Origin of the sequence: Pelomonas sp. Root1444 (assembly GCF_001426885.1) — a bacterium.
In the GTDB taxonomy this organism is placed as follows: domain Bacteria; phylum Pseudomonadota; class Gammaproteobacteria; order Burkholderiales; family Burkholderiaceae_C; genus Pelomonas.
Genome location: NZ_LMFP01000001.1, coordinates 49,236 through 72,678, shown reverse-complemented (window position 1 = coordinate 72,678; position 23,443 = coordinate 49,236). Strand labels below are relative to the sequence as shown.

The following is a 23,443-nucleotide window of genomic DNA, read 5'->3' as shown; positions in this document are numbered from 1 at the left end:
TTGGTCGGTCCCGCGGGGACGGCGATGCATGCGGCATTGAGCCGCACGCATTCGCCAAAGGCGGGCCGGCTTGGGGCGGCCCGGCGCTCGGCCCGCGAAAACCTTGTCATTGAGGAGATCACCATGCCCATCCGCATCGTTCAGCTCGGCAGCCCACGCGCGAAGGACGAAGGCACGCGCATCGGCACCGTGCGCCGCCCGCCGCGCGGCGTGCCCAAGGCGGAGTTCGCCAAGCGCGACTACTACGACGTCTGGTTCCCCAACCTCGCGCCCAGCCTTGAGACGATGAAGCTGGGCCAGGCGGCCGAGACGGACGCCGAATGGAAGGCCTTCACGAAGAAGTACCGCGCCGAGATGGCGGTGCCGGAGGCCCAGCATGCGCTGGCGCTGCTGGCCACGCTGTCGGCGCAGACCCACTTCTCGGTGGGCTGCTACTGCGAGGACGAGGCGAGATGCCACCGCGCCATCCTGCGCACGCTGCTGGCCGACCAGGGTGCCGTGCTGAAGGATTGACCTCGCCGAGAATCCCGCCTCCGCGCCAGCCTTCCTCGCCATGACGACCGTCTGCCCCAAGTGCCGCCATCTCCGCCCCGCCGACACGCCCGCACCGGCATGGCAGTGCCCCGCCTGCGGCGTCGCCTATGCGAAGGCGAACGCCCATGCAATGGCAGACACGTCGGCAACGCCACGCAGCACGCGCCATGGCGCCGCACCGGCCAGGGCCGGCCTGCCCTGGCGCGCCATCCTGACCGTGCTGGCCATCGTCGCCGGCGTCTACTGGGGCCACCAGGCGCACCTCGACAAGCGCGGCCCGGGCGACCTGTTCGGAAAGGCCGGCGCGATGGACGAGACAGCCGTGCGGCAGCTGGCAAGTTCCGTGCGGGCGGAGCAGGTGGTCATGTACTCGACGACCGAGTGCGGCTATTGCACCCAGGCGCGCGGCTGGTTGACCGACCACGGCTTTGCGTTCACCGAATGCAACATGAGCCGCGACGCCCGCTGCGTTGATGAGTTCAACGCATTGAAGGCCACCGGCACGCCCTACCTGGTCGTGCGCGGCCCGCGCGGCGAGCACCACATGAAAGAGGGCTTCGACAGCGACGAGCTGCTGGCGGCGCTGAGCAGCTGAAGCCGGCCTGGGCATCGCGATTGCCGGCCTGAAGGGCCCTTGAAAGGAGTCCCTCATGGCCCGAGACCTCAACGCCGATTGCATCGCCGCCTGCAACGCCTGCGCCGATGCCTGCGACCACTGCGCCACCGCCTGCCTGCAGGAGGCCGACATCAAGCCCATGGCCCACTGCATCGCCCTGGACATGGAATGCGCGGCCCTGTGCCGGCTGGCCGCGTCCAGCATGGCCCGCGGCAGCGAGTTCGCCAAGCGGATCTGCGGCCTGTGCGCGCTGGTCTGCGACGCCTGCGCCGAGGCATGCGCACGGCACGAGCACGAACATTGCCGGGCCTGCGCCGCCGCCTGCGTGGCCTGCGCGGCGGCATGCCGCCGCATGGCGGCGGTTTGAGTCCGTCCTGCCGCCGACACAGCGTTTCGGGCCGAGCGCCGGGCCGCCCCAAGCCGGCCCGCGCAGGCGGCGCAGGCGGCTCAATGCCGCATGCGTCGCCGTCCCCCCGGGGGACCGACCGGGCTCGCCCGCGCTCAGCGGCGCGAGACCGGGCGAGGGGTCAACACTCCTCGCGTTTGCGGTTCATGTCCGCCAGCGTCTTGCCCGGCTCGTCGCGGAAGGTTTCCTCCAGCGCCTCCAGCGTCTCGACGCGGTCGACGCGGAAGCTGCGGAAGTCGTTGCGCAGCTCGCACCAGGCCGACAGCGTCCAGACCGGGCCCCAGAACAGGCAGGCCAGCGGCCGCACGACGCGCTCGCTCTTCACACCGCCCAGGTCCAGGTAGCCCACCCTGAGCTTGCGGCGCGCCTCCGTCGCCTCCCGCATGGCCGTCAGGTGGGCGCTGGTCTGCGGGTCGAGCGCCGGCAGCGGCGCATACAGCGCCAGGCTTTCGGCGGCCGCACGGGCGTCCAGCGGCAACACCGCGAGGATCTTGGAGAGCGCGTTCTCGGCCTGCCGCGCTAACGCCGCGTCCAGCCGGGACTCGGCCATGCGCACGGTCGCGACCAGGGCTTGCGCCTCCTGCTTGCTGAACATCAGCGGCGGCAGGTCGAAGCCGACCCGCATGCGGTAGCCGACGCCGGCCTCGCCCTCGATGGGCACGCCCTGCTGGGCCAGCGCGGCGATGTCGCGGTAGACGGTGCGCATCGACACCTCCAGCCGCTGGGCGAGGTAGTCGGCCGTCGTGAGGCGGCGGCCGCGGATGAGCTGGACGATCTGGAAGAGGCGGTCGGCACGGCGCATGGGCGCGCATTGTGTGGCAGCGGGCCTGCCCCTTGCGAAAGTCGTGCGAGGAGCCTCATGCCTCGGCCTCGCTGGGGTCGTCCGTGCGACGCCGCTAGCGCGGCGCCAGCCCCATCGCGTCCAGCCGCAGCAGCACCTCGGTGCGGCGCTCGCGGGCGATGTCGCGCCAATCACGACCCTCCTGGGCGCCGAGCAGCGCATAGACGAGGTTGCGGCTGGCGCCCGGCCAGCGCGCCTTGATGCGGGCGTAGGCGTCGAAGGCATCGCAGCTTCGCAGCCGGTCCGGCGTATCGATGCCGATGGCGGCCAGCTGCTCGCGGCTCCTGGGCCCGAGGCCCTGCCAACCCGCGCTCACGACATCGCTGTGCAGAGTTCCACCAGCGTGCCGTCCGGGCAGCGCACATAGGCGACGGTCTGGCCCCAGGGCTTGATGACGGGCGCGGCCAGGGCCTTCGCGCCGGCCGAGACCGCCTTGTCAAAAGCCGCCTGCACGTCGGTCACCGTGAAGCCGATCTCCATACCCAGCGGCCGCGGGCTGCTGTCGGCGGCGACATAGTCGTGCTGCACGCTGTCGCGCGCGGTGGCATGGTCGACGAAGGCGAGCTTGACGCCGCCGGCACCGGTCTCGACCTCACCATAAGCGCCGCTCTCATGCAGGAAGCGGGTCGGCAGGCCGAAGGCCTTGTCGAAGAAGGCCAGCGACGCGCTGACGTCGGGCACGAAGACGAGGGTGTAGGCAAAGTTCATGAGGCGCTCCTTGGGGTTGAAGGCACGCATGCTGCGCCGGGTCGCCTGTCAAGCCGTGTCAGGAGCGGCGGGAGATGTCCGCGTCAGTCAAGCCTTCCTCATCGCCGCCTCGCCTTCTAGGGGGCGACGGGCGCAACCCGTCGCGCGAGCCCCGCTCTAAAGTCGCCGCTCCACCGAGCGAGCCGGGACTGCTCGCACCCTTTCAGGAGACATCCATGCAAGTCCGAGCCGATCGATCCCTTGCCGCCCGCGTGCCGCGCCGCGCCCCGCGGGGCCGCTGGTGCGCCCGCGCCGCCGCCACGCTGGCCCTGGGCCTCGCCGCCGCGGGGTCGCAAGCCGCGCCTGTCACTGGCGAGCTGCAGCTGGCGGGCGTCTTCAACCTGAGCAGCGCCGGCCTGGACTTCTCGCCCGCCGGCGGCGGCACGGGCAGCTTTTTCGTGCTGGCCGGCACGGGCACCTTCGCGTCGCTCGTCGGCACCATGGGCACGGTGCTGGACGTGGCGCCGGGCGTCGCGGTGAACAGCAACCTGCTGAGCTTCGCGGCAGCGCCGGGCGTGCACTTCGATTCCACTGCGCTGCTGCCCGCGAGCTTCGGCTCGGCGCTGTGTTTCTCGCCGGCAGCCGCGGGCCAGATCTGCTCGCCCCCCGGCTCGGCGGTCAACCTGGTCAACCTGTCTGCCAGCGCGTCGACGCTGTCCATCGCCGGCACGGGCGTCTTCGTCAGCGCCCAGGGCGAGGCAACGCCCTACGTCGGCGTGCTCACGACGCAGTTCGCCAACCTGTCCTACCAGCAGCTGCTCGCCACGGTGGCCGGCGGCGGCACGGTGACGGCCAGCTATTCCGTCACCCTCGCCCCCGTCCCGGAGCCTGCGTCCTAGGCGCTCGGCCTGGTGGGGCTGGCCGTCGTCGCCGGCGTGGCCAGGCGGCGTGCGCGGCGTTGAGGGTTGCCTGAAGGCGGCCTGACATCGTCGGGACCCATGCGGCCCTCTCAATTCCCGCGGGCTGACTGCCAAAGGTCCTTCTGCTGATCCAGATGCCGGATCAGCGCGTTGGCGATCTGGCGGTCGTCCGCCACGCTCGGATGCCAGTCGCAGCCGGACATGCCCAGGCCGGGAACGGGCACGAAACCGACGCGCGCCTGCCCGGCGCGCTTCGCCAGCTCCGCGACGCGCGCCACTTCGTTCTGGAGTTCCGAACCGTCGGCAGCGGCGATCCACAGCACGATGTAGGCGCCCGGATGGCGCCGGCGCAGCTCGTCGATGAACCGGACATAGGTGGCCTCGTAGGCCTCGCGCAGCTGCTCGCGGGTGGTCCAGCGCTCGCCGGGGTTCAGCGCGGTCGCGAAGTCGTTCGTGCCCAGGCTGATGGCGATGACCTGCGGCCGCCAGGCCGCGTCGCTGGCCTTGCCGCTCTTGTCGAAGAGGGCGAAGGGGTAGGCCTCGGGCAGCGTGTCCGCGGCAAAGCCGTTGAAGTTGCGCACGATGCCGCGGCCGGAGATGGCGTTGGCTTGGTAGTCGGCGCCGTAGTGCGCAGCCACCAAGGCCGGGACGCCTCGCGACGTGTCGGTGGTTGCCCAGACTTCGGCCTGCGTGCACTCGCGTCTGGCCGACAGGTTGCCGTAGCCGACGGTGTGGGAATCGCCGATGAACTCGACCTGCCGGCTGCGGCGCGGCAGCGCGGCCGGCCGGGCGCCGGCCCCCAGCAGGAAGCCGCCGAACGCGGTGGGGCCGCCCTGGCTTTCGCTGGCCACGGTGGTGCGAAGCAGGTGCTCGCCGCCGCGCTTGAACCGGGACACGCGGTACAGGCCAGGGGCCGGCTTCACCAGCGCGACCGCCTCGTCGGCGTCGACGCTCAGGCGCAGGCTGACCTCGCCCGTACCGACGCGGAAGTACACCTCGTCACCCTGGAAGGCGGTCTCGAAGTACGTGCCGGGCCACTGGCGCAGCCAGGTCCCGTCGGCCTGGGTGACCGCGCGCCCGTGCACATGGGCCGCGGCCGGCTTCAGCCCCGCCGGCTCGGCCTCCATGCGCACCACCTCCTGGGCGACCGCTGCCGCGTCATGTGCCAGCACGCAGGCCACCAAAGCCCAACGCAGCCGCGCCCGCCAACCGACCATGGCTTTTTGCATCGATCCCTTCCTCTTCAACTTCAACGTCATCCGGTTCATTCCGCCGCGCCAGTACCCGCGGGGCGGCAGCATAGAGGGCGCCGTCGAGGCAATGGTCCAATCCGGTCATGCAAGCTTTCCTGATCGCCACCGGCCTGGTGGCCCTCGCCGAGATCGGCGACAAGACCCAGCTCCTCGCCTTCATGCTCGCGGCGCGGTTCCAACGGCCCTGGCCCATCGTGCTGGGCATCTTCGTGGCGACCGTGCTCAACCATGCCGCCGCCGGCGCGCTGGGCAGCTGGCTGACCGGCGTCATCGGCCCGGTGGCGCTGCGCTGGATCCTCGGGCTGTCGTTCCTGGCGATGGCGGGCTGGATGCTGATCCCCGACAAGCTCGACGAGGACGAGGCGCCCAAGCCCGGCCACGGCGTGTTCGTGACGACACTGGTCGCCTTCTTCCTGGCCGAGATGGGCGACAAGACCCAGATCGCGACGGTCGCGCTGGCGGCGCGCTTCCCGGCCGACTTCATCGGCGTCGTCGCCGGCACGACGGCCGGCATGATGCTGGCGAACGTGCCGGCCGTGCTGGTCGGCGGCAAGCTGGCGCAGAAGCTGCCGGTCACGCTGGTGCACCGCGTGGCCGCCGTCATCTTTGCGGCGCTGGGGGTGGCGACGCTGGCTGGCGCCGGCGAAGGCCTGGGGTTCTGAGGGCGCTGCTCGGGATATCCGGGCTAGCATCGCGCCGCCATTGACACGCCCAGGGAGGGCATCGCATGACGTTCCAGGATTCCATCCGCACCTGCTTCAGCAAGTACGCCGACTTCTCGGGCCGCGCCGGCCGCTCGGAGTACTGGTGGTTCGCCCTTTTCCTGATCGGGCTCTACATCGTCGTGTCGCGGCTCAGCACGGTCGCCTACTGGGTGGTCGTGCTCGCGACCTTCCTGCCCTCGCTCGCATCCGCCGTGCGCCGCCTGCACGACACCGGCCGCAGCGGCTGGTGGCTGCTGCTGAACCTCGTGCCCTTCATCGGCTTCATCATCGTGCTCGTGCTGCTCGCGCAGGAGAGCAAGGAAGACGCGCTGGTCGCCTGACCGCCGTCAGTCGGCGAGCACCTGGCGCACGGCCTTGTCCCACTGCGCCAGGCGCGCGCCGGCCTCGTCGCGCGACATGCGCGGCTCGAAGGACCGGTCCAGCTGCCAGAGGGCGCCGACCTCGTCGGGCGACGCGTAGATGCCGGCGCCGATGCCGGCCAGCAGCGCCGCGCCCAGCGCCGTCGTCTCGATGACCTTGGGCCGCAGCACCGGGATGCCGAGCAAGTCGGCCTGGAACTGCATCAGCAGGTCGTTGGCGCTGGCGCCGCCGTCCACGCGCAGCTCGGTCAGGCGCGCGTCGGCGCCGAGGTCCGCGTTCATCGCCGTCAGCAGTGCGGCGCTCTGGAAGGCGATGCTCTCCAGCGCCGCACGGGCGATGTGGGCCTGCGTCGTGCCGCGCGTGAGGCCCAGCAGCGCACCGCGTGCATCCGGCCGCCAGTAGGGCGCACCCAGGCCCGCGAAGGCCGGCACGAACATGATGCCGCCGGCATCCGTGACGCTCTCGGCCAGGGCCTGCACCTCGCCGCTCCCGCCGATGGCCTTGAGCCCGTCGCGCAGCCACTGCACCACCGCGCCGCCGACGAAGACGCTGCCCTCCAGCGCGTACTGGGCGGTGCCATCGACCTGCGCGGCGCGCGTCGTCACCAGGCCCTGCGTGGACATGTGCGCCTGTGCGCCGGTGTGCATCAGCAGGAAGCAGCCGGTGCCGTAGGTGTTCTTGGCCTGGCCGGGCTGCAGCGCCGCCTGGCCGAACAACGCCGCCTGCTGGTCGCCCGCGATGCCCGCGATGGGCACGCCGAACTCGGCCGCCTGGCCGAAGACGCCGGCCGACGGCCGCACCTCGGGCAGCAGGCTGCGGGGCACATCGAAGGCACGCAGCAACTCGTCGCTCCAGTCGCCGCGATGGATGTCGAACAGCAGCGTGCGGGACGCATTGCTGGCGTCGGTCGCATGCACCTTGCCGTCGGTCAACCGCCACAGCAGCCAGCTGTCGACAGTGCCGAAGGCCAGCTCGCCGCGCGCGGCGCGTTCGCGCGCGCCAGGCACCTCGTCGAGCAGCCAGCGCAGCTTGGTGGCCGAGAAGTAAGGGTCCAGCAACAGGCCGGTGCGGGCGCGGATCATCGGCTCCAGGCCCTGACGCCGCATCTGCTCGCACAGCGGCGCGGTGCGGCGGTCCTGCCAGACGAGCGCGCGGTGCAGCGGCCGGCCCGTGCGCCGGTCCCACAGCACCGTCGTCTCACGCTGGTTGGTGATGCCGATGGCCGCCACCTTCACACCCGCCTTGGCCAGCGCCTCGCGCGCGCATTCGAGCTGGCCGGTCCAGATCTCCTCGACGTCGTGCTCGACCCAGCCGGGCTGCGGGAAATGCTGCGTCAGCTCCCGCTGCGCCGTGGCCAGCAGGCGGCCGTCGCGGCCGAAGACCATCGCGCGAGAACTGGAGGTGCCTTGGTCCAGCGCCAGCAGAGCATCCATAGTCATCCCTTGGAGTGAGTGCAGGCGCGATTCTGACGGCGCCGCCGCCCACGAGCACGCCGGGCTTGCGNTGATGTGGGGGTTGGTGTTTGTCGCGCCGCTGATGCTGCCCGACTATCCGCCCGCACTGCTGACGACCGGCCGCTACCTGGCCTTCGGCCTGATCGCGCTGCCGCTGGCGCTGATGGACCGCGGCAACCTGCGCGAATTGCGCGCCGCCGACTGGTGGACGGCCGTGCGGCTGAGCGCGGTCGGCAACTTCCTGTACTACCTGACGCTGGCCGCCGCCCTCCAGCGCGCGGGCGCGCCGCTGCCGACCATGCTGATCGGCACGCTGCCGGTCGTCATCGCCATCTGCGCCAACCACCGCAACCGCGTGCGCGACGGCCAGCTGCCGTGGCGGCGGCTGTGGCCAGGGCTGCTGCTGATCGCCGCGGGCCTGCTGCTCGTCAACCGTACCGAGCTGGCCGCGCTGCAGGCGGCCGGCGCCGGCCCCGAGGACTTGCGCCGTTATGCCGAGGGCGGCCTGCTGGCCGTCATCGCCGTGGCCTGCTGGACCTGGTATCCCATCCGCAACGCGGACTGGCTGCGCGAGCATGCTGACCGAAGCCCCAGGGCGTGGGCGACGGCGCAAGGCCTGGTCACGCTGCCGATGGCCCTCATCGGCATGGCCGCCGTGGCGGCCATGCAGGCCCTTTGGCCGGGGCTGCTGATGCCTGCGGGCTTCGACTGGCCGCTGGGGCCGCAGCCGCTGCAATACATCGGCCTGATGCTGGCCATCGGCCTGTGCTCCTCATGGCTGGGCACGCTGTGCTGGAACGAGGCCAGCCAGCGGCTGCCGACCTCGCTGTCGGGCCAGCTCATCGTCTTCGAGACGCTGGCGGCGCTGGCCTATGCCTTCGCCTGGCGGCAGCAGGTGCCGCCGGCCGCCACGCTGGCGGGCATCGCGCTGCTGGTGGCGGGCGTGGTGTCGGCGCTGCGCATCAAGCCGGTGGCGGCGCACTGAAGACGTCGATCACCCGCTGGCCGTCGAAACCGTCGGCCTCGCCCTTGCGCACATGGCCGCGTGCGTTGCTGACGATGCGGGTGGCGCCGATCCGGTAGTCGTGCCGGCAGTGCAGGTGGCCGTGCAGCCACAGCTGCGCGCCCGCCAGCAGGTCCTCGTCGTTGTTGCAGAAGCTGGCCGTGCCGGGCTGGCGGCCGTAGCGCGGGTCGGCGCTCTTCAGGCTGGGCGCGAAGTGGGTGACAGCGACGGTCGCGTCCCAGTCGCCCGTTGAATTGCCCCGCGCCAGTTCGCCGGCCAGCCAGGCGCGGCTTTCCAGCGCGAGCTTGCGCACCGCGTCGACATCGAAGACCTCGCCGTGCCGCGTGGCCTGCATGACCTTCTGGAAATAGCCGCCGGCGCGCATGGCGCGCTCGCGGCCCGCGGGGCCGAAGGCGTCGAAATCGCACCAGCGGGTGCAGCCGACGAAGCGCACGCGGCGGCCCTGGGCGTCGGCGAGCACGGCCGATTCGTCGTCGAGCATGCGCAGGCCCAGCGCCGTCACGTGGGCGCGCAAAGCCTCGCGCGCATCGTCCACGTCGCGGCGGTCGAACTCGTGGTTGCCGGGCACGAACAAGATGGGCACCGGCCAGCCGCGAAACAGCTCGAAGCTGCGCCAGGTCGTGTCGATGTCGCCGGCCAGGACCAGCAGCTCGGCGCCGGGCGCCGGCGTGGGGACGTAGCTCTCGGTCTCCAGGTGGAGATCGGAGAGAAGTTGCAGCTTCAATTGCTTCCGTGGCAGACCTTGTACTTGCGGCCCGAGCCGCAGGGGCAGGGGTCGTTGCGTCCGACCTTGGGTGTGTCGCGCCGGATGGTCTCGACGCGGTAGCGCTCGGCCTCCGTCAGGTCGGCCAGGTCGGCCACCGTGACGACCAGCTCCTCGATGGCGTCGTCCAGGTCCTTCAGCGGATGCTCGCGGTCCAGCGTCGCGACGACCTCCTTCTCCTCCGGCGTCTCGGCCGGCAGGTGGCGGTACAGGCGGGCCAGCGCCGCGGCGACGTCGTCGTTGGGCATGTCGGCCAGCTCGGGGAAGCACAGCGCCGCATGCTGGAAGCCGGCGACCCACGGCATCAGCGCACGCGAGATCGGGCCGAGCGCGTCATAGCTGGCGCGCGCGGACAGTTCTTCCTCGCTGGACCCCTCGGGCAGCGGGTCGGGGGCCTGGTCCTCGTCGATCTCGAGGATGACAGGGTCGAACCAGCCATCCTCGGCGAGGCCCCGGGTCAGCGCGGCGTGGCGGCGTTCGACCAGCTGGGTCAGCTGGTCCAGCCAGCCGGCGTCCACGGTCTCGGGCAGCAGGCCGCCGTCGTAGTCGAAGATGTTGGGCAGCCACTCGTCCGTCTCGATGAGGCGGGGCTGCACGATGACGCCACACAGGTAGCCGTCGAGCATCGACGCGTCCAGCGGCTGCAGCGGCTCCGGCGTCGCGGCGAGGAGTTCGTCGAGTTCGGCGAACTCGGCGTCGGTCAGGTCTTGGGTGGTGCTCATGCGGGCATTGTGGCGCGCCGGGCCGGATCCGGTGCCCCGCTCCGGCGGATTCGTCAGGTCGCTCGAACCACGAGCTCGGTTGGCATGATCTCGCTGGCCGCGCCCTGGCCGCCGATCAGGTCCAGCACCTTGCGCGCCAGCAGCACGCCGCCGTGGTGCCAGTCCTGGCGCACGCTGGTCAGCGGCGGCGCGAAGCTCATGGCCGCGGGCGAGTCGTCGTAGCCGATCACCGAGACCGCGTCGGGCACGGCCAGGCCCGCGTCGGTGAAGGCACGCACGGCGCCCATGGCGAGCAGGTCGCTGGCGGCGAACAGGCCGTCGGGCGTCTTGCCACCCTTGGCGATGTGCGCCTGCACGGCCGTGAAGCCGGCGCCGAAGGTGAAGGCCGCCGGCGTCAGCGTCTGCGCCTTCAGGCCGGCCTTCTTCAGCGCCTTGACGAAGCCCTGCTGGCGGTCGCGGATCTCGGCGTGGCGCACGTCGCCGAGGAAGCACAGCTCGCGCCGGCCCAGAGCGATGAGGCGCTCGGCCGCGCAGGCGCCGCCATGCGCGTTGTCGCCGCCGACGACGACGGCATCGCCGCGGCCATGCTCGGCGCCCCACACCACCAGCGGCAGGCCCATCGCCGCGGCCGACTTGACCGCCGAGCCGTTGGCGCCCTGGCCCAGCAGGATGACGCCGTCCGCCGACGCCGCCATGCCCTGGCCGGGGCTCTGCATGGCCGACAGCAGCACGCTGTAGCCGCGCGAGGTCAGCTCCTGCGTGATGCCGCCCAGCAGCTGCAGCGGGTAGGCGTCGGTCATGGGCCGGTCGGTGTCGGGCTGCATCTCCAGCATGACGGCCACCATGTGGCTGCGCCGCAGCCGCAGGTTGCGGGCATGGTGGTTGAGGCGGTAGCCGGCGGCCTCGGCCAGCGTCTTGATGCGCTCGCGCGTGGCCGGTGTGACGGAGGGGCTGTCACGCAGCGCACGCGAGACCGTGATGGTGCTGACGCCGGCCAGCGCGGCGATCTGCTCCATCGTGACGGGTTTGCTCTCCGTCATGCCACCTTCTGTTCCAGGACGTAGTTCGCGCCGTCGTACTGCCCCAGCCGCTCCACCAGCAGCGGCAGGCACTCGGCCAGCTCGTCGTGCAGCGTGAACGGCGGGTTGACGACCAGCATGCCGCTGCCCAGCATGCCGAAGCCGCGTTCGTCGGCCTGGGCCACCGTCAGCCGCGCATGCAGCCAGCCCTTCTTGGCCATCGCGTCGGCGCTGGCCTTCAGGCGCGGCAGCATCTGGGTCGACTCCAGCAGCTGCAGCTGTGGGTACCAGATCATGATGACCGTGTCGGCCGCGCGCTCCAGCGCCTCGCGCAGCGCGGCGAGCACCTTGGCGTAGTCGCTCTTGATCTCGTAGGACGGGTCCATCAGCAGCGCCGCGCGGCGCGTGGGCGAGGGCAGTTCAGCGCGGATGGCGGCGAAGCCGTCGGTGTCGCGCACCTGCGTCTGCGGGCGCGACTCGAGGTAGCTGGCCAGGATGCGGTGGTCGGTCGAGTGCAGCTCGTAGGCGCGCAGCCGGTCGGTCTCGCGCAACAACAGGTTGGCGATGGCCGGCGAGCCCGGGTACTGGCGCAGCTGGCCGTCGGGGTTGAAGGCGCGCACCAGGTCGACGTAGTCGGCCAGCGGTGCGGGCAGGTCCTGGCGGTCGTAGAGCTTGGCGATGCCCTCGCCGTACTCGCCCTTCTTCTGCGCATAGCGGCCTTCGACCGAGTAGCCGCCGGCGCCGGCGTGGGTGTCGATCAGCGTGAAGGGCTTGTCCTTCTCGCACATGTAGCGCAGCACGCGGGTCAGCACCAGGTGCTTGAGGACGTCGGCATGGTTGCCGGCATGAAAGGCGTGGCGGTAGGCGAGCATGGCCCGATTGTCCAACGTGACTCGCTAACACAGCCCCATCAACCCCGCACGACGGGGGAAAGCGGCGCCGCAGCTAGCCTTGCGGCCATCGTTTTCGCCTCCATTTCAACGCCATGCCTACCCTCTTCGACCCCGTCCGCTTCGGCGACATCCAGCTTGCCAACCGCGTCGTCATGGCGCCGCTGACGCGCAACCGCGCGCGGCAGCAGACGCCGCATGAGCTCCATGTCGAGTACTACCGCCAGCGCGCCGGCGCCGGCCTGATCATCACGGAAGCCACCCAGATCCGGCCCGACGGCCAGGGCTATTTCGACACGCCGGGCATCCATTCGCCCGAGCAGGTCGCCGCCTGGAAGCGGGTCACGGACGCCGTGCATGCCGAGGGCGGCAAGATCGTCGTGCAGCTGTGGCATGTGGGCCGCATCTCGCTGCGGAGCCTGCAGCCCGGCGGCCAGCAGCCGGTGTCATCGACGAACCGCGCGGCCAAGACCAAGACCTATGCGGCCTATGGCGAACTGGTGCCGACCGACGAGCCGCGGGCGCTGGCCACGCACGAGATCCCGCAGCTGGTCGCCGACTACGTGCAGGCCGCGAAGAACGCGATGGCGGCCGGCTTCGATGGCGTCGAGGTGCACGGCGCCAACGGCTATCTGCTGGACCAGTTCCTGCGCGACAGCGCCAACGACCGCACGGACGCGTACGGCGGCCCCGTCGAGAACCGCGCGCGCCTGCTGATCGAGGTGATGACGGCCATCGCCGACGCCATCGGCCCGGGCCGCACCGGGCTGCGGCTGAGCCCGGTGACGCCCAGCAACGACATCGGCCAGGACAGCGATCCGCAGGCCCTCTTCAACCATGTGGCCGACCAATTGGCGCCGCTGAAGCTGGCCTTCCTGGAAGTGGTGGAGGGCGCGACCGGCGGTGCGCGCGACAACGTGCCGTTCGACTACGCCGAGCTGCGCCGCCGCTTCGTCGGCCCCTACATCGCCAACAACGGCTACGACCGCGCGACGGCGCTGGACGCGGTGGCCAGCGGCCATGCCGATGCGGTGGCCATCGGCCGGCCGTTCATCGCCAATCCGGACCTCGTCGAGCGGCTGCGCGACGACCTGCCCTGGGCCGCGCCGCAGAAGGAGACCTTCTACGGCGGTGGGGCCGAGGGCTACACCGACTATCCCGCCGCCAGCCAGGCCTACGCCTGAAACGCGCCGGGGTGCAGGGCCGGCCCGGCCCGTGGCGTCGTGCCATGCGGGTGGCGGTACTCGCGCACCGGGCTCAGCCTGAGCCCCTCGGCCTCGCCCATGTCCTGGGCCTTGCCACGCAATGGTGAGCCGGGTGCGAGCCTGAAGTCCTCGCGCGACGCGCGCACGAACTCGTCCCAGTCGGCCGCGAAGTTGGCGCGCCGCGTCCAGTGGCCGTCCGCGGCCAGCTTCGGCGTGCCGACGAGCAGGTTGTTGGCCAGCATCACCTCGGCCCGGGGCGGCGTGACGCGCAGCCAGATGCCGCCGCCGGGCCGCTGGTCCACCAGCGTGTTGTGCACCAGGTAGAGCGCCTGCCGGGGCCACTTGGCGCCCTCGACGCCGAAGGAGATGACGTGCGGGTTCTCGGTCGTGGAGCTCTGCATGATGAGGTTGCCCATGACGACGGCGATGCCGCCGTTGGGGAACTCCAGCTCGTAGCTCGCGCGGCCGCCGATCTCGTCGGTGATGCGGTTGTAGAGGATGTGGTTGACGGCCGCGCGGCTCTTCAGCAGGTGGCCGATCAGGCCACCGTGGAAGTAGCTGCCCGTCACGGCCAGGCGCTGGATGGCGCCGACGTAGAGGTTGTGCGTGAGACCGCTGCGCAGCGGGATGGGGCCGAACTCGCAGTCGACGATGTCGAGTTCGATGGCCTCGTCGTTGGCCGTCATCAGGCCGTTCTCGTTGTCGCGGAAGCTGCAGTCCACCAGCGTCAGCGAGCCGGCCTCGACGCGGATGCCGGCGCCGTTGCGGTCGGGCACCGTGCAGCCGATGAAGTCGAAGCCTTCCATGCGTATGCGTTGCGCGCGCGTGACGAACAGGCCCTTGCCCTGCACATGCGCGCCGGCGGCGATGACCCGCACGCGGCCGCCCACGGCGCGCAATGTCAGGTCGTGTTGCGACCAGGCCGCCACGTCGGCGATGTAGTCGCCCGCGTCCACCTCGACCACCATGCCGTCCCGGGCCTGGCGCGCGGCCGCCGCCAGCGACTTGACGGCCTGGCGCGGACCGACTTGCAGCACCGGCCGCGCCTGCGCCGCGAAAGGAAACAGTCCCGCCGCGGCTATCAGCTCGCGGCGGCGCATCAGGGCTTCTTCCCCATCTTGGCCCTGAACAGCTCGACGACACCGACCTCGCGTGGCCCGGGGACCAGCTCGAAGTCCTGCCCCGCGGCGATGCTGCCTTCGCGCTTCACGGCCAGGTAGAAGCCGCAGTAGCCACTCTGCGCCATCAGCTTGGCGGCCTGGTTGAAGCCCATGTGGGCGTTGAACTTGAAGCAGGGGTAGCGCGGCTCCGAGACGACCAGCTCGCAGTCCGGAAAGCGCAGCACGTCGCCCAGCCAGGCCTTGGCCTCGAGCAGGCCGGTGATCGTCAGGTTCTCGCCCATGTCGCCGGGCTGCAGCGCCCCCGCCACCTTGGCCTGGCCGCGCACCGTTGACCAGAAGGCCTGGTGCTCGTGCGGGTAGGCGTAGACGGCCTTGGCCAGGCCGCCATGCACGGTCGGGTCGGCCTGCTCGTCGCCTTCCAGGCCCAGCGGGCCGACGGCGACGGCGCCGCTCCGACGGCGCTTGCGGATGGCGGAATCGAGCGCCAGGCCCGAGGTGGCGACGAAATGCTCGACGCGGGCGGTGTTGACACTGAGCAGGTGCATGACCCCATTGTCCGGGAGGCTGGGGCAGCCATTTCGGCGTCTTCGCCTACAAGAAGCGCCCCCGTGGGGCAACTAGGCTTCGGCCTCAAAAGACTTCAAGGGAGAGCGCATGACTGCACTCGACAGTGGCGCCAGGGTTTGGGCGGGTCTCGCCGTCACCCCATCGAGCGAACTGATGTTCATCGTCGGCGTGCTGCTGGCCGGGGCCCTGGCCGGTGAATTCATTGCCGCGACGACGCGGCTGCCGCGCGTGGTCGGCTACACGCTGGCGGGCTGCTTCGCCGCCGCCTTCGGCCATGGCGTGGCCATGCCGCTGAGCGGCGCCGCGCAGACGGTGACCGACCTGGCGCTGGGCCTGCTGCTGTTCGAGATCGGCAGCCGCGTGCACCTGCGCTGGCTCAAGCGCAACCCGGGCCTGGCCGCCACCAGCCTGGCCGAGGCGCTGTTGAGCGCCGTCGCGGTTGCGATCGTGCTGCGGCTGTTCGATGTCAGCTGGCAGACGGCCGTGGCCTGCGCCATCCTGGCGATGCCGGCGCCGGCCGCGGTGTCGGGCCGCGTGGCGCTGGAGCTGGGTGCCGAGGGTCAAGTCACGCAGCGGGCCACGCTGCTGACGGCGCTGAACACGCTGTATGCCGTCGTCGCACTGACGCTGATGCGCACCTGGTGGGCGGCTGACGACGGCGGCAGCCTGCCGCAGGCGCTGGCGGGCCTGGCGATCTCGCTGCTGACGACGCTGGGCGTGGCCGCGCTGCTGGCCGGCGCGACCTATCTCGCCGCGCGCCGCCTGGACCTGCGCAACGAGAGCGCCGCGCTGCTGCTGTTCGGGCTGGTCGCGTTCGCCATCGTCGCGGCGCGCTCCATCGGCGTGTCGACACTGCTGATGCCCTTGCTGGCCGGCCTGCTGCTGAGCAACACCAGCGAGCGCCCCTGGGTGTGGCCGCGTCACTTCGGCACATCGGGCGGCGCGCTGGTGCTGATGCTGTTCGTCATCGCCGGCTCGGCATGGACGCCCAAGATCCTCGTGGCCGGCGGCTTTGCGGCGCTGGCCCTGCTGGCCGCGCGCTTCCTGGCCAAGACGGCGGTCATCGTCGCCCTCGCGCCCATGGCCAAGGCGAGCTGGCGCCAGGGCCTGGCGCTGTCCATCGCGATGACGCCGCTGTCGGCGACGGCGCTGGTCATGCTCAGCGAGCTGATGCGTGCCGAGCCCGAGCTGGCCGCCGGCGCCGTTCCCATCATCCTGGCCAGCATCGCCGTGCTGGAGCTGATCGGCCCCATCGCCGTGCAGTTCGCGCTGCGGCTGGCGGGCGAGCTGCCGCCCGCGCCCAAGCGGGCGCCGCGCAACAAGGAAACGAAGTCATGAGCCTGGGCGTCTTCTCGAAATCGCAGCCGCTCACCCTCGGCGTCGAGCTGGAACTGCAGATCGTCAACAACGACGACTACGACCTCGCGCCCGTGTCGGGCGACCTGCTGAGGCTGATGAAAAAGCACAGCATCCCCGGCAACGTGACGCCAGAAATCACCAGCAGCATGATCGAGCTGTCGACCGGCGTGTGCCAGGGCTTCAGCCAGGTGCTGTCGGAGCTGGGCCAGATCCGCGATGCGTTGGTGGACTCCGCCGAGCGGCTGAATGTGAGCCTGTGCGGCGGCGGCACCCATCCCTTCCAGCACTGGAAGCGCCAACGCATCTTCGAGACGCCGCGCTTTCACGAGCTGTCGTCGCTGTACGGCTACCTGTCCAAGCAGTTCACCATCTTCGGCCAGCATGTGCACATCGGCTGCCCGAGCGCCGACGAGGCGCTGGTGCTGCTGCACGGCATGAGCCGCTTCATCCCGCACCTGATCGCGCTGGCAGCGTCATCGCCCTTCGTGCAGGGCGAGGACACAGGCTTCGACTCCGCGCGGCTGAACTCGGTGTTCGCGTTCCCGCTGTCGGGCCGCGCGCCCTTCGTGCAGAACTGGAACGACTTCGAGACCTACTTCACCAAGATGACGCGCACCGGCGTCGTCTCGGGCATGAAGGACTTCTACTGGGACATCCGCCCCAAGCCCGAGTTCGGCACCATCGAGGTCCGCGTGCTGGACACGCCGCTGACCATCGAGAAGGCTGCGGCCATCGCCGGCTTCATCCAGTGCCTGGCGCGCTGGATCACCGTCGAGAAGCCGTTCACGCTCAGCGAGGACGACTACCTGCCCTACACCTTCAACCGCTTCCAGGCCTGCCGCTTCGGGCTGGACGGCACCTTCGTCGACCCCGAGACCGGCGAGCACCGTGTGCTGCGGGACGACCTCATCGCCGTGCTGAGCCGGCTGGACACCCATGCCGGCGACCTGCACGCCGAGGCCGCGCTGCAATACCTGCGCCGCGAGATCAATGGCGTCGGCAACGACGCGGCCTGGCTGCGCCGCATCGAGGACGAGAACCACCTGCTGCCCGAGGTGGTGCGCCGCGCCACCAAGCGCTGGCACGGCTGAGGCCGGCCTGCAACGCGTTCGCTCATGCCCAGCGGCAAGCCGCCGCCTTGGGCGCCCAGGCGCCCAGGCGCTCAGCGGACGCCGCGCCGCCCTGCCAGCCAGCCGATCGCGCCGAGCCCGGCCAGGAACAGGGCGTAGGTTTCCGGCTCGGGGACGGCGCTGACGGACACATTGAACACCGTGTCGCGCACGGCCGTGCCGGTGGCCACCAGGCGGTAAGTGCCGGCGCTGATCGACCCGTTCAGCGATGACATGGCGAATCCGCCCAGCACGCCCGCGAAGGTATCGCTGAGGACCACGTTGTTGCCAGCGTCGAAGACGTCGATATTGACGCCCACCAGGCGCGGGCCAAGCCCGGCGGCCGTGGAGAGCTGCCATGACGCCAGGCCGGTCAGGCTGGTGACACCCGCACCCAGCGTGAAGGTGATGCTCTGGGACATCGCGCCGGTTTCCTGCGTCACCGTCGTATCCAACAGCAGCGTGTCGCCGGCTGCGAACGGGGTTGAAAGCACCGCCGTGGCGTTGAGCACGTTGAACTCCACGACCTTGGTCACGGCATGCGCCGGAACCGCCATGGCGCCGACCACGGCGACGGCCGATGCCAGCGCTGCCTTTTGGAACCCTGCAAACCCAGCCATTGCCATCTCCTGTTGCGGGCCGCACGGCCCCAGCCGTGCGGTACTCCGAGCAGGAAACATAGGTGAGGCCGCCAGGCGAACAACTTCCAACTAGGGGTCATACCCCCATCCGCGGGGGCTACGTCGACGCGCCCTGGATGGCGGATGCGCCAGCTTCGAGCCAACGGCCCTGACAGTGCCCCTTCGACAAACCAGCTTGCGCTCGACGTTCAAGACGGACGCTTCAATGGCGGAGATGTTCTCGCCCGCCATTGGGTTTGCAAACCCTCGGAGTTGCATGAGGTTTCACCGGGACTTCGCGTAAACCCGATCACCACTTCGCGGCCCTGATAGGGCTGCAGCCCGCGTCCGCATGGGCTTATTCGTGTTTTGCATGACCCCACCGACCTCGGCGGTTACGGCGTGATTACATTGGATTCGACAATCCGCCTCCCGCGTGCGGTGTGCTTGGGCCAGCTTGCGACAGCTGACCCAAACACATTCCCATGATTGGAGCTTTCGCCATGAACCAACCCGCCATGCAGGGCCTGCGCCTGAACCTGCCCGCCTATGTGAAACACGCCCGGCTGATCGCCTGGGTGGCCGACATCGCCGCCCTGACCGAGGCTGCGGACGTCTACTGGTGCGACGGCAGCGCCGAGGAGTACCAGCGGCTGTGCGACCAGCTCGTCGCCGCCGGCACCTTCAAGAAGCTCAACCCCGAGCTGCGCCCGGGCAGCTACCTCGCCAATTCCGACCCCAGCGACGTTGCCCGCGTGGAGGACCGCACCTTCATCTGCTCGCAGAACAAGGATGACGCCGGCCCGACCAACAACTGGATGGCCCCGGCCGAGATGCGCGAGCTGCTGCAGACCGGCGACCAGGCGCTGTTCAGGGGCTGCATGCGCGGCCGCACGCTGTACGTGGTGCCGTTCAGCATGGGCCCGCTGGGCTCGCCCATCGCCCACATCGGCGTGGAGCTGAGCGACAGCCCGTACGTGGCCGTCAACATGCGCATGATGACCCGCATGGGCCGCCCGGTCGTCGAGCTGCTGGGCACGGACGGCGACTTCGTGCCCTGCGTGCACACCGTGGGCGCGCCGCTGCAAGACGGCCAGGCCGATGTGAGCTGGCCCTGCAACAAGACGAAGTACATCGTCCACTATCCCGAGACGCGCGAGATCTGGAGCTACGGCTCGGGCTACGGCGGCAATGCGCTGCTGGGCAAGAAGTGCTTCGCGCTGCGCATCGCGTCCACCATGGGGCGCGACCAGGGCTGGCTGGCCGAGCACATGCTGGTGCTGGGCGTCGAGAACCCGCAGGGCAAGAAGTACCACGTGGCCGCCGCCTTCCCGAGCGCCTGCGGCAAGACCAACTTCGCGATGCTGATCCCGCCGGCCGCGTTCGACGGCTGGAAGATCACCACCATCGGCGACGACATCGCCTGGATCAAGCCGCATGCCGATGGCCGCCTGTACGCCATCAACCCCGAGGCGGGTTACTTCGGCGTCGCGCCGGGCACCAACTCGCACACCAACCCCAACTGCATGGCCAGCCTTGAGCGCGACGTGATCTTCACGAACGTGGCGCTGACCGACGATGGCGACGTGTGGTGGGAAGGCATGACCGACACGCCGCCGGCCCACGCCATCGACTGGCAGGGCAAGGACTGGACGCCCGAGATTGCCAAGGCCACCGGCGCCAAGGCCGCGCATCCGAACGCCCGCTTCACGGTCGCCGCCACCAACAACCCGGCGCTGGACGCCAACTGGGACAACCCCGCCGGCGTTGCCATCGATGCCTTCATCTTCGGCGGCCGCCGCTCCACCACCGTGCCGCTGGTGACCGAGGCGCGCAACTGGACCGAGGGCGTCTACATGGCCGCCACCATGGGCAGCGAGACCACCGCCGCGGCCGCCGGCCAGCAGGGCGTGGTGCGCCGCGACCCGTTCGCGATGCTGCCCTTCATGGGCTACAACATGGCCGACTACTTCCAGCATTGGCTGGACCTGGGCGCCAAGCTTGAGGCTTCGGGCGCCAAGCTGCCGGCCATCTACTGCGTCAACTGGTTCCGCAAGGGCGCCGACGGCAAGTTCGTCTGGCCCGGCTACGGCGAGAACATGCGCGTGCTGAAGTGGATGCTGGACCGCCTGGAAGGCACCGGCGGCGGCGAGGAGCATGTGTTCGGCGTGACGCCCGGCTACGGCGCCCTGAACTGGCAGGGCCTGGACTTCTCGCAGGCGCAGTTCGACACCGTCACCCGCATCGACGCCGCCGAATGGCAGGCCGAGATGAAGCTGCATGACGAGCTGTTCGCGCAGCTGGGCGCCAAGGTGCCGGCCGCGCTGCCCCAAACCAAGGCGCGCATCGAGGCGCGCCTGGCGGAACTCGGCTGAGGTCCAACCGCCGCCGTGACACGGGCGCCCTCGGGCGCCCGTTTTCTTTGCGGCCATGCACCGCCTGCCCGAACGCGCAGGCCGCCCGGCATCGCCGCGCCAGCGCAAACCATGTCATCGATGTCACACCGCCGCCACACTGGTGTTTACCCAAATGACATCGATAACATTTGCCAGCAAAGTCCGCCCATCGAAAGTCGGTGACGGCCGCGCCGGCAACTCGTGTCGCAGAACAACTCTCGGAGACAACCCATGCAAAGCCACCACGCCGCGCCGCGCGCCAGCGCCAGCGCCAGCGCCAGCGCCAGCGCCCGCCACCCCGCCCTCCGCCCGCATTGGGCCGCCCTGGCCGCCGCCCTGCTGTGCGGCGCCGCCTTCGCCCAGGACGCCACCCAGTCCGCCGCAACCAAACCCGCCGCCGAAGCGCCGGAGACGAAGGAACTCGAAGCCGTCGTCGTCACCGGCACCGCCCGCCGCGAGGGCGTGCGCAAGCTCGAAGCCGGCTTCTCCATCACCACCGCGACGGAAGAGCAGATCAAGCAGGCCGCGCCCACCAGCACCGCCGACATCCTCAAGACCGTCCCCGGCATCTTTGTCGAGACCTCGGGCGGCCAGGCCGGCGCCAACATCCGCGTGCGCGGCTTCCCGACGCCGGGCGACGGCCCCTATTCGACCTTCCAGCTCAACGGCGCGCCGCTGTACCACCTGCCCACGCTCTCCTTCTTCGAGCACTCGCAGCTGTTCCGCCTGGACGACACCATCGACCGCATGGAAGTGCTGCGCGGCGGCCCCAGCCCCATCTTCGGCAGCGGCCAGCCGGGCGTGACGGTCAACTTCATCCAGAAGGACGGCCGCAGCCCCGAGGCCGGCCTGCGCATCACCACCGGCACCGGCAACCTGAAGCGCATCGACGGCGTCTACGCCGGCAAGCTGAGCGACCAGTGGAACGTGATGGTGGGCGGCTTCTGGCGCCGCAGCGACGGCGTGCGCGACACGCAGTTCCCGGCCGACGACGGCGGCCAGGCCAGCGTGGTGCTGAGCCGCAAGCTCGAAGGCGGCAGCCTGCAGTTCTATGCCCGCGCGCTGCGCGACCGCAACGCCTTCATCACCGCCATCCCGGTCGTCGGCGGTGCCGACGGCAAGAGCGTGTCCAGCTATCCCGGCTTCAATGCCAGCAAGGACTACTTCTACGGCAACGAGCTGCGCCACATCGTGCTCGAAGGCGGCCGCGCCACCGGCCGCACCTTGCCCAACGGCCGGCCCGAGATCCTGCGCGAGGCCATCACCAAGGACCTGGCCGAAGGCCGCGGTGCCAACGTGCAGACCTATGGCGCCAACCTCGACACCAAGCTGGGCGACTGGACGCTGACCAACAAGCTCAGCCACACCACCGGCGACACACCGACCTACGCCCTCTTCTCCGGCGCCAACCCGCAGCTGCTCTCCAGCTACATCACGTCGCAGGTGACGGCGGCCAATGCCGATGCGGCAGTCGTCGCCGCGGCCGGCGGCGTGGCCACCACCGGCACCGCCACCTTCACCAACGGCGGCGGCGCGGTGGCCGGCAGCACGCCCGTCATCGTCAACGGCATGTGGGCCGTGGACAAGGCGCTGCGCTCGACGAGCAACGAGACCCGCCTGTCGCGCGAGATCGCGCCGGGCAACAACCTGACCGTGGGCCTGTACCTGGCCGGCTACAGCTCGCACGACGTGTGGACGCTGGGCCAGGCGCAGCTGATGACCGTGCAGCCGCACGCCCGCCTCATCGACGTGCAGCTGGACAACGGCGTGCGCGCGTCGCGCAACGGCTACGTCACGCCGCCGTTCTCCTTCAACCTCGATGCGAACTACAGCGGCGACACGCACGCCTTCTTCATCGCCGACGAGTGGCAGATCAACAAGCAGCTGCGCGTGGACCTCGGCGCGCGCCGCGAGACGCAGCGCATCACCGGCACCATCGCCAACGTCAGCAACGGCGACCTCGATGCCGACCCGACGACGATCTACAACAACAACCTGTCGTACTTCAACGGCACGCAAACACTGATCGACAGCAAGCTCAGCCGCAGCTCCTTCACGGCCGGCGCCAACTACGCGTTCAGCCGCGAGTTCAGCGCCTTCATCCGTGCCAACAAGGGCCACCGCCTGCCCGACTTCGACGTGCTGCGCGGCCGCGGCGCCAACGAGACCAAGGACTCGGTCGAGGACATCACGCAATACGAGATCGGCCTGAAGACGGCGACCAAGCTGTACAGCGCCTTCCTGACGGCGTACCAGAACCGGCTGACGAACTCGCAGACGCAGCAGTTCACGAACGCAGGCAACGTGGTGCTGCGGCCGAACAGCAAGGCGACGGGCGTGGAGTTCGAGCTGGCGCTGCGGCCCGGCGCAGGCTTCGAGATCATGGCGACGGGCAACTTCCAGGACGCGAAGTACAAGGACTTCCAACAGTTCACCGGCAACCGCGTGGAACGCGCGCCGAAGTTCCAGGCGCGGTTGACGCCGAGCTGGCAGACGCAGACGGGCTTCGGCCAGCTGCGTGCGTTTGCGACGTTCAGCCATGTGGGCGAGCGGTTCGCGGACCAGACCAACACGTTGAAGTTGCCGGCCTACCGCACGGTGGACGCGGGCGCGGTATTTGCGATGGACAACGGGTTAGAGGTGCGGCTGACGGGGACGAACCTCACCAACAAGATCGGGCTCACGGAGGGGAACTTCCGGGTGCCGGGGCAAGGGGTTGGGCAGGATGGGGTGTTCCTGGCGCGGCCGTTGTTTGGGCGGGCGTATGAGCTGAGCGTCGGCTTTCAGTTCTGAGTTTTGACGGGGTATGGGTTGATGCGCTGGGTTGATGTCTGGAGCAATGGGGCGCTAGG

At 70.2% G+C, this 23,443-nt stretch carries 24 protein-coding genes; 12 read left to right on the top strand and 12 right to left on the bottom strand.

Annotated features, from left to right (window positions below; translation table 11 throughout):
* Positions 1-123 precede the first annotated feature (123 nt).
* From ASD35_RS00225 to ASD35_RS00215, 3 genes are read left to right on the top strand one after another with little or no spacing between them, the layout of a single operon-like run.
* Positions 124-513, top strand: coding sequence for a DUF488 domain-containing protein (locus tag ASD35_RS00225; protein ID WP_056872897.1), 390 nt, complete (start codon positions 124-126; stop codon positions 511-513).
* A 40-nt stretch (positions 514-553) separates the two neighbouring features.
* Positions 554-1,129 carry a glutaredoxin family protein gene (locus ASD35_RS00220; protein WP_056872896.1) on the top strand — a complete coding sequence of 192 codons (576 nt, stop codon included), beginning with the start codon at positions 554-556 and terminating at the stop codon, positions 1,127-1,129.
* A 55-nt stretch (positions 1,130-1,184) separates the two neighbouring features.
* A complete protein-coding gene (locus ASD35_RS00215; protein WP_056872895.1) occupies positions 1,185-1,517 on the top strand; it encodes a four-helix bundle copper-binding protein in 333 nt (110 codons plus the stop codon).
* A 160-nt stretch (positions 1,518-1,677) separates the two neighbouring features.
* Here ASD35_RS00215 and ASD35_RS00210 read toward each other — a convergent pair whose 3' ends face one another.
* The 3 genes from ASD35_RS00210 to ASD35_RS00200 all read right to left on the bottom strand — a co-directional run bounded on the left by ASD35_RS00210 (position 1,678) and on the right by ASD35_RS00200 (position 3,105).
* A complete protein-coding gene (locus ASD35_RS00210; RefSeq protein WP_056872894.1) occupies positions 1,678-2,358 on the bottom strand; it encodes a YafY family protein in 681 nt (226 codons plus the stop codon).
* A gap of 94 nt (positions 2,359-2,452) precedes the next feature.
* Entirely contained in the window at positions 2,453-2,713 is a 261-nt protein-coding gene (locus ASD35_RS00205; RefSeq protein ID WP_162254400.1) for a TfoX/Sxy family DNA transformation protein, read from the bottom strand.
* Complete coding sequence (locus ASD35_RS00200; RefSeq protein WP_056873384.1) at positions 2,710-3,105, bottom strand: VOC family protein; 396 nt, start codon at positions 3,103-3,105, stop codon at positions 2,710-2,712. The genes ASD35_RS00205 and ASD35_RS00200 overlap by 4 nt, the downstream gene beginning before the upstream one ends.
* Positions 3,106-3,320: 215 nt before the next feature.
* Here ASD35_RS00200 and ASD35_RS00195 point away from each other — a divergent pair, with 215 nt between their 5' ends.
* A complete protein-coding gene (locus ASD35_RS00195; RefSeq protein ID WP_157275284.1) occupies positions 3,321-3,983 on the top strand; it encodes a hypothetical protein in 663 nt (220 codons plus the stop codon).
* A 110-nt stretch (positions 3,984-4,093) separates the two neighbouring features.
* On the opposite strand, the gene ASD35_RS00190 is transcribed toward ASD35_RS00195, so the two are convergent.
* Positions 4,094-5,233: an SGNH/GDSL hydrolase family protein gene (locus ASD35_RS00190; RefSeq protein ID WP_056872891.1), complete on the bottom strand. Its 1,140-nt coding sequence runs from the start codon at positions 5,231-5,233 to the stop codon at positions 4,094-4,096.
* A gap of 107 nt (positions 5,234-5,340) precedes the next feature.
* On the opposite strand from ASD35_RS00190, the gene ASD35_RS00185 reads away from it, so the two are divergent.
* On the top strand, positions 5,341-5,919 hold the full coding sequence (locus ASD35_RS00185; RefSeq protein ID WP_056872890.1) for a TMEM165/GDT1 family protein: 579 nt from the start codon (positions 5,341-5,343) through the stop codon (positions 5,917-5,919).
* A gap of 65 nt (positions 5,920-5,984) precedes the next feature.
* Positions 5,985-6,302 carry a DUF805 domain-containing protein gene (locus ASD35_RS00180; protein WP_056872889.1) on the top strand — a complete coding sequence of 106 codons (318 nt, stop codon included), beginning with the start codon at positions 5,985-5,987 and terminating at the stop codon, positions 6,300-6,302.
* Positions 6,303-6,308: 6 nt separating this feature from the next.
* On the opposite strand, the gene glpK is transcribed toward ASD35_RS00180, so the two are convergent.
* On the bottom strand, positions 6,309-7,775 hold the full coding sequence (gene glpK, locus ASD35_RS00175; RefSeq protein WP_082579780.1) for a glycerol kinase GlpK: 1,467 nt from the start codon (positions 7,773-7,775) through the stop codon (positions 6,309-6,311).
* Positions 7,776-7,848: 73 nt separating this feature from the next.
* Between glpK and ASD35_RS00170 the strand changes: the two genes are divergently transcribed.
* The gene (locus ASD35_RS00170; RefSeq protein WP_056872887.1) at positions 7,849-8,781 is read left to right on the top strand and encodes a DMT family transporter; all 933 of its coding nucleotides are present in this window, start codon (positions 7,849-7,851) and stop codon (positions 8,779-8,781) included.
* Here the strand turns inward: ASD35_RS00170 and ASD35_RS00165 are convergent.
* The 4 genes from ASD35_RS00165 to ASD35_RS00150 are packed head-to-tail and all read right to left on the bottom strand — an operon-like array spanning position 8,759 to position 12,196.
* Complete coding sequence (locus ASD35_RS00165) at positions 8,759-9,544, bottom strand: metallophosphoesterase (RefSeq protein WP_056872886.1); 786 nt, start codon at positions 9,542-9,544, stop codon at positions 8,759-8,761. The two genes, ASD35_RS00170 and ASD35_RS00165, sit on opposite strands and share 23 nt — an antisense overlap.
* Entirely contained in the window at positions 9,541-10,305 is a 765-nt protein-coding gene (locus ASD35_RS00160) for a YecA family protein (RefSeq protein ID WP_056872885.1), read from the bottom strand. The genes ASD35_RS00165 and ASD35_RS00160 overlap by 4 nt, the downstream gene beginning before the upstream one ends.
* Positions 10,306-10,358: 53 nt before the next feature.
* On the bottom strand, positions 10,359-11,345 hold the full coding sequence (locus tag ASD35_RS00155) for a substrate-binding domain-containing protein (protein ID WP_056872884.1): 987 nt from the start codon (positions 11,343-11,345) through the stop codon (positions 10,359-10,361).
* Positions 11,342-12,196: a 23S rRNA (adenine(2030)-N(6))-methyltransferase RlmJ gene (locus ASD35_RS00150; protein ID WP_056872883.1), complete on the bottom strand. Its 855-nt coding sequence runs from the start codon at positions 12,194-12,196 to the stop codon at positions 11,342-11,344. The genes ASD35_RS00155 and ASD35_RS00150 overlap by 4 nt, the downstream gene beginning before the upstream one ends.
* Positions 12,197-12,309: 113 nt before the next feature.
* On the opposite strand from ASD35_RS00150, the gene ASD35_RS00145 reads away from it, so the two are divergent.
* On the top strand, positions 12,310-13,398 hold the full coding sequence (locus ASD35_RS00145; protein WP_056872882.1) for an alkene reductase: 1,089 nt from the start codon (positions 12,310-12,312) through the stop codon (positions 13,396-13,398).
* Here the strand turns inward: ASD35_RS00145 and ASD35_RS00140 are convergent.
* Together ASD35_RS00140 and ASD35_RS00135 are read right to left on the bottom strand one after the other, a co-directional pair.
* The gene (locus tag ASD35_RS00140; RefSeq protein ID WP_056872881.1) at positions 13,389-14,519 is read right to left on the bottom strand and encodes a hypothetical protein; all 1,131 of its coding nucleotides are present in this window, start codon (positions 14,517-14,519) and stop codon (positions 13,389-13,391) included. The two genes, ASD35_RS00145 and ASD35_RS00140, sit on opposite strands and share 10 nt — an antisense overlap.
* Positions 14,519-15,085: an MOSC domain-containing protein gene (locus tag ASD35_RS00135; protein ID WP_056872880.1), complete on the bottom strand. Its 567-nt coding sequence runs from the start codon at positions 15,083-15,085 to the stop codon at positions 14,519-14,521. Before ASD35_RS00135 ends, ASD35_RS00140 begins: the two co-directional genes overlap by 1 nt.
* Before the next feature lie 109 nt (positions 15,086-15,194).
* On the opposite strand from ASD35_RS00135, the gene ASD35_RS00130 reads away from it, so the two are divergent.
* Both ASD35_RS00130 and ASD35_RS00125 read left to right on the top strand, forming a co-directional pair.
* Entirely contained in the window at positions 15,195-16,445 is a 1,251-nt protein-coding gene (locus ASD35_RS00130; RefSeq protein ID WP_056872879.1) for a cation:proton antiporter, read from the top strand.
* The gene (locus ASD35_RS00125; protein ID WP_056872878.1) at positions 16,442-17,557 is read left to right on the top strand and encodes a YbdK family carboxylate-amine ligase; all 1,116 of its coding nucleotides are present in this window, start codon (positions 16,442-16,444) and stop codon (positions 17,555-17,557) included. Before ASD35_RS00130 ends, ASD35_RS00125 begins: the two co-directional genes overlap by 4 nt.
* Before the next feature lie 71 nt (positions 17,558-17,628).
* On the opposite strand, the gene ASD35_RS00120 is transcribed toward ASD35_RS00125, so the two are convergent.
* Complete coding sequence (locus ASD35_RS00120; RefSeq protein ID WP_056872877.1) at positions 17,629-18,195, bottom strand: FxDxF family PEP-CTERM protein; 567 nt, start codon at positions 18,193-18,195, stop codon at positions 17,629-17,631.
* A 503-nt stretch (positions 18,196-18,698) separates the two neighbouring features.
* Between ASD35_RS00120 and ASD35_RS00115 the strand changes: the two genes are divergently transcribed.
* On the top strand, positions 18,699-20,570 hold the full coding sequence (locus ASD35_RS00115) for a phosphoenolpyruvate carboxykinase (GTP) (RefSeq protein WP_056872876.1): 1,872 nt from the start codon (positions 18,699-18,701) through the stop codon (positions 20,568-20,570).
* A gap of 252 nt (positions 20,571-20,822) precedes the next feature.
* A complete protein-coding gene (locus ASD35_RS00110) occupies positions 20,823-23,384 on the top strand; it encodes a TonB-dependent receptor (RefSeq protein WP_056872875.1) in 2,562 nt (853 codons plus the stop codon).
* The last annotated feature ends 59 nt before the right edge of the window (positions 23,385-23,443 follow it).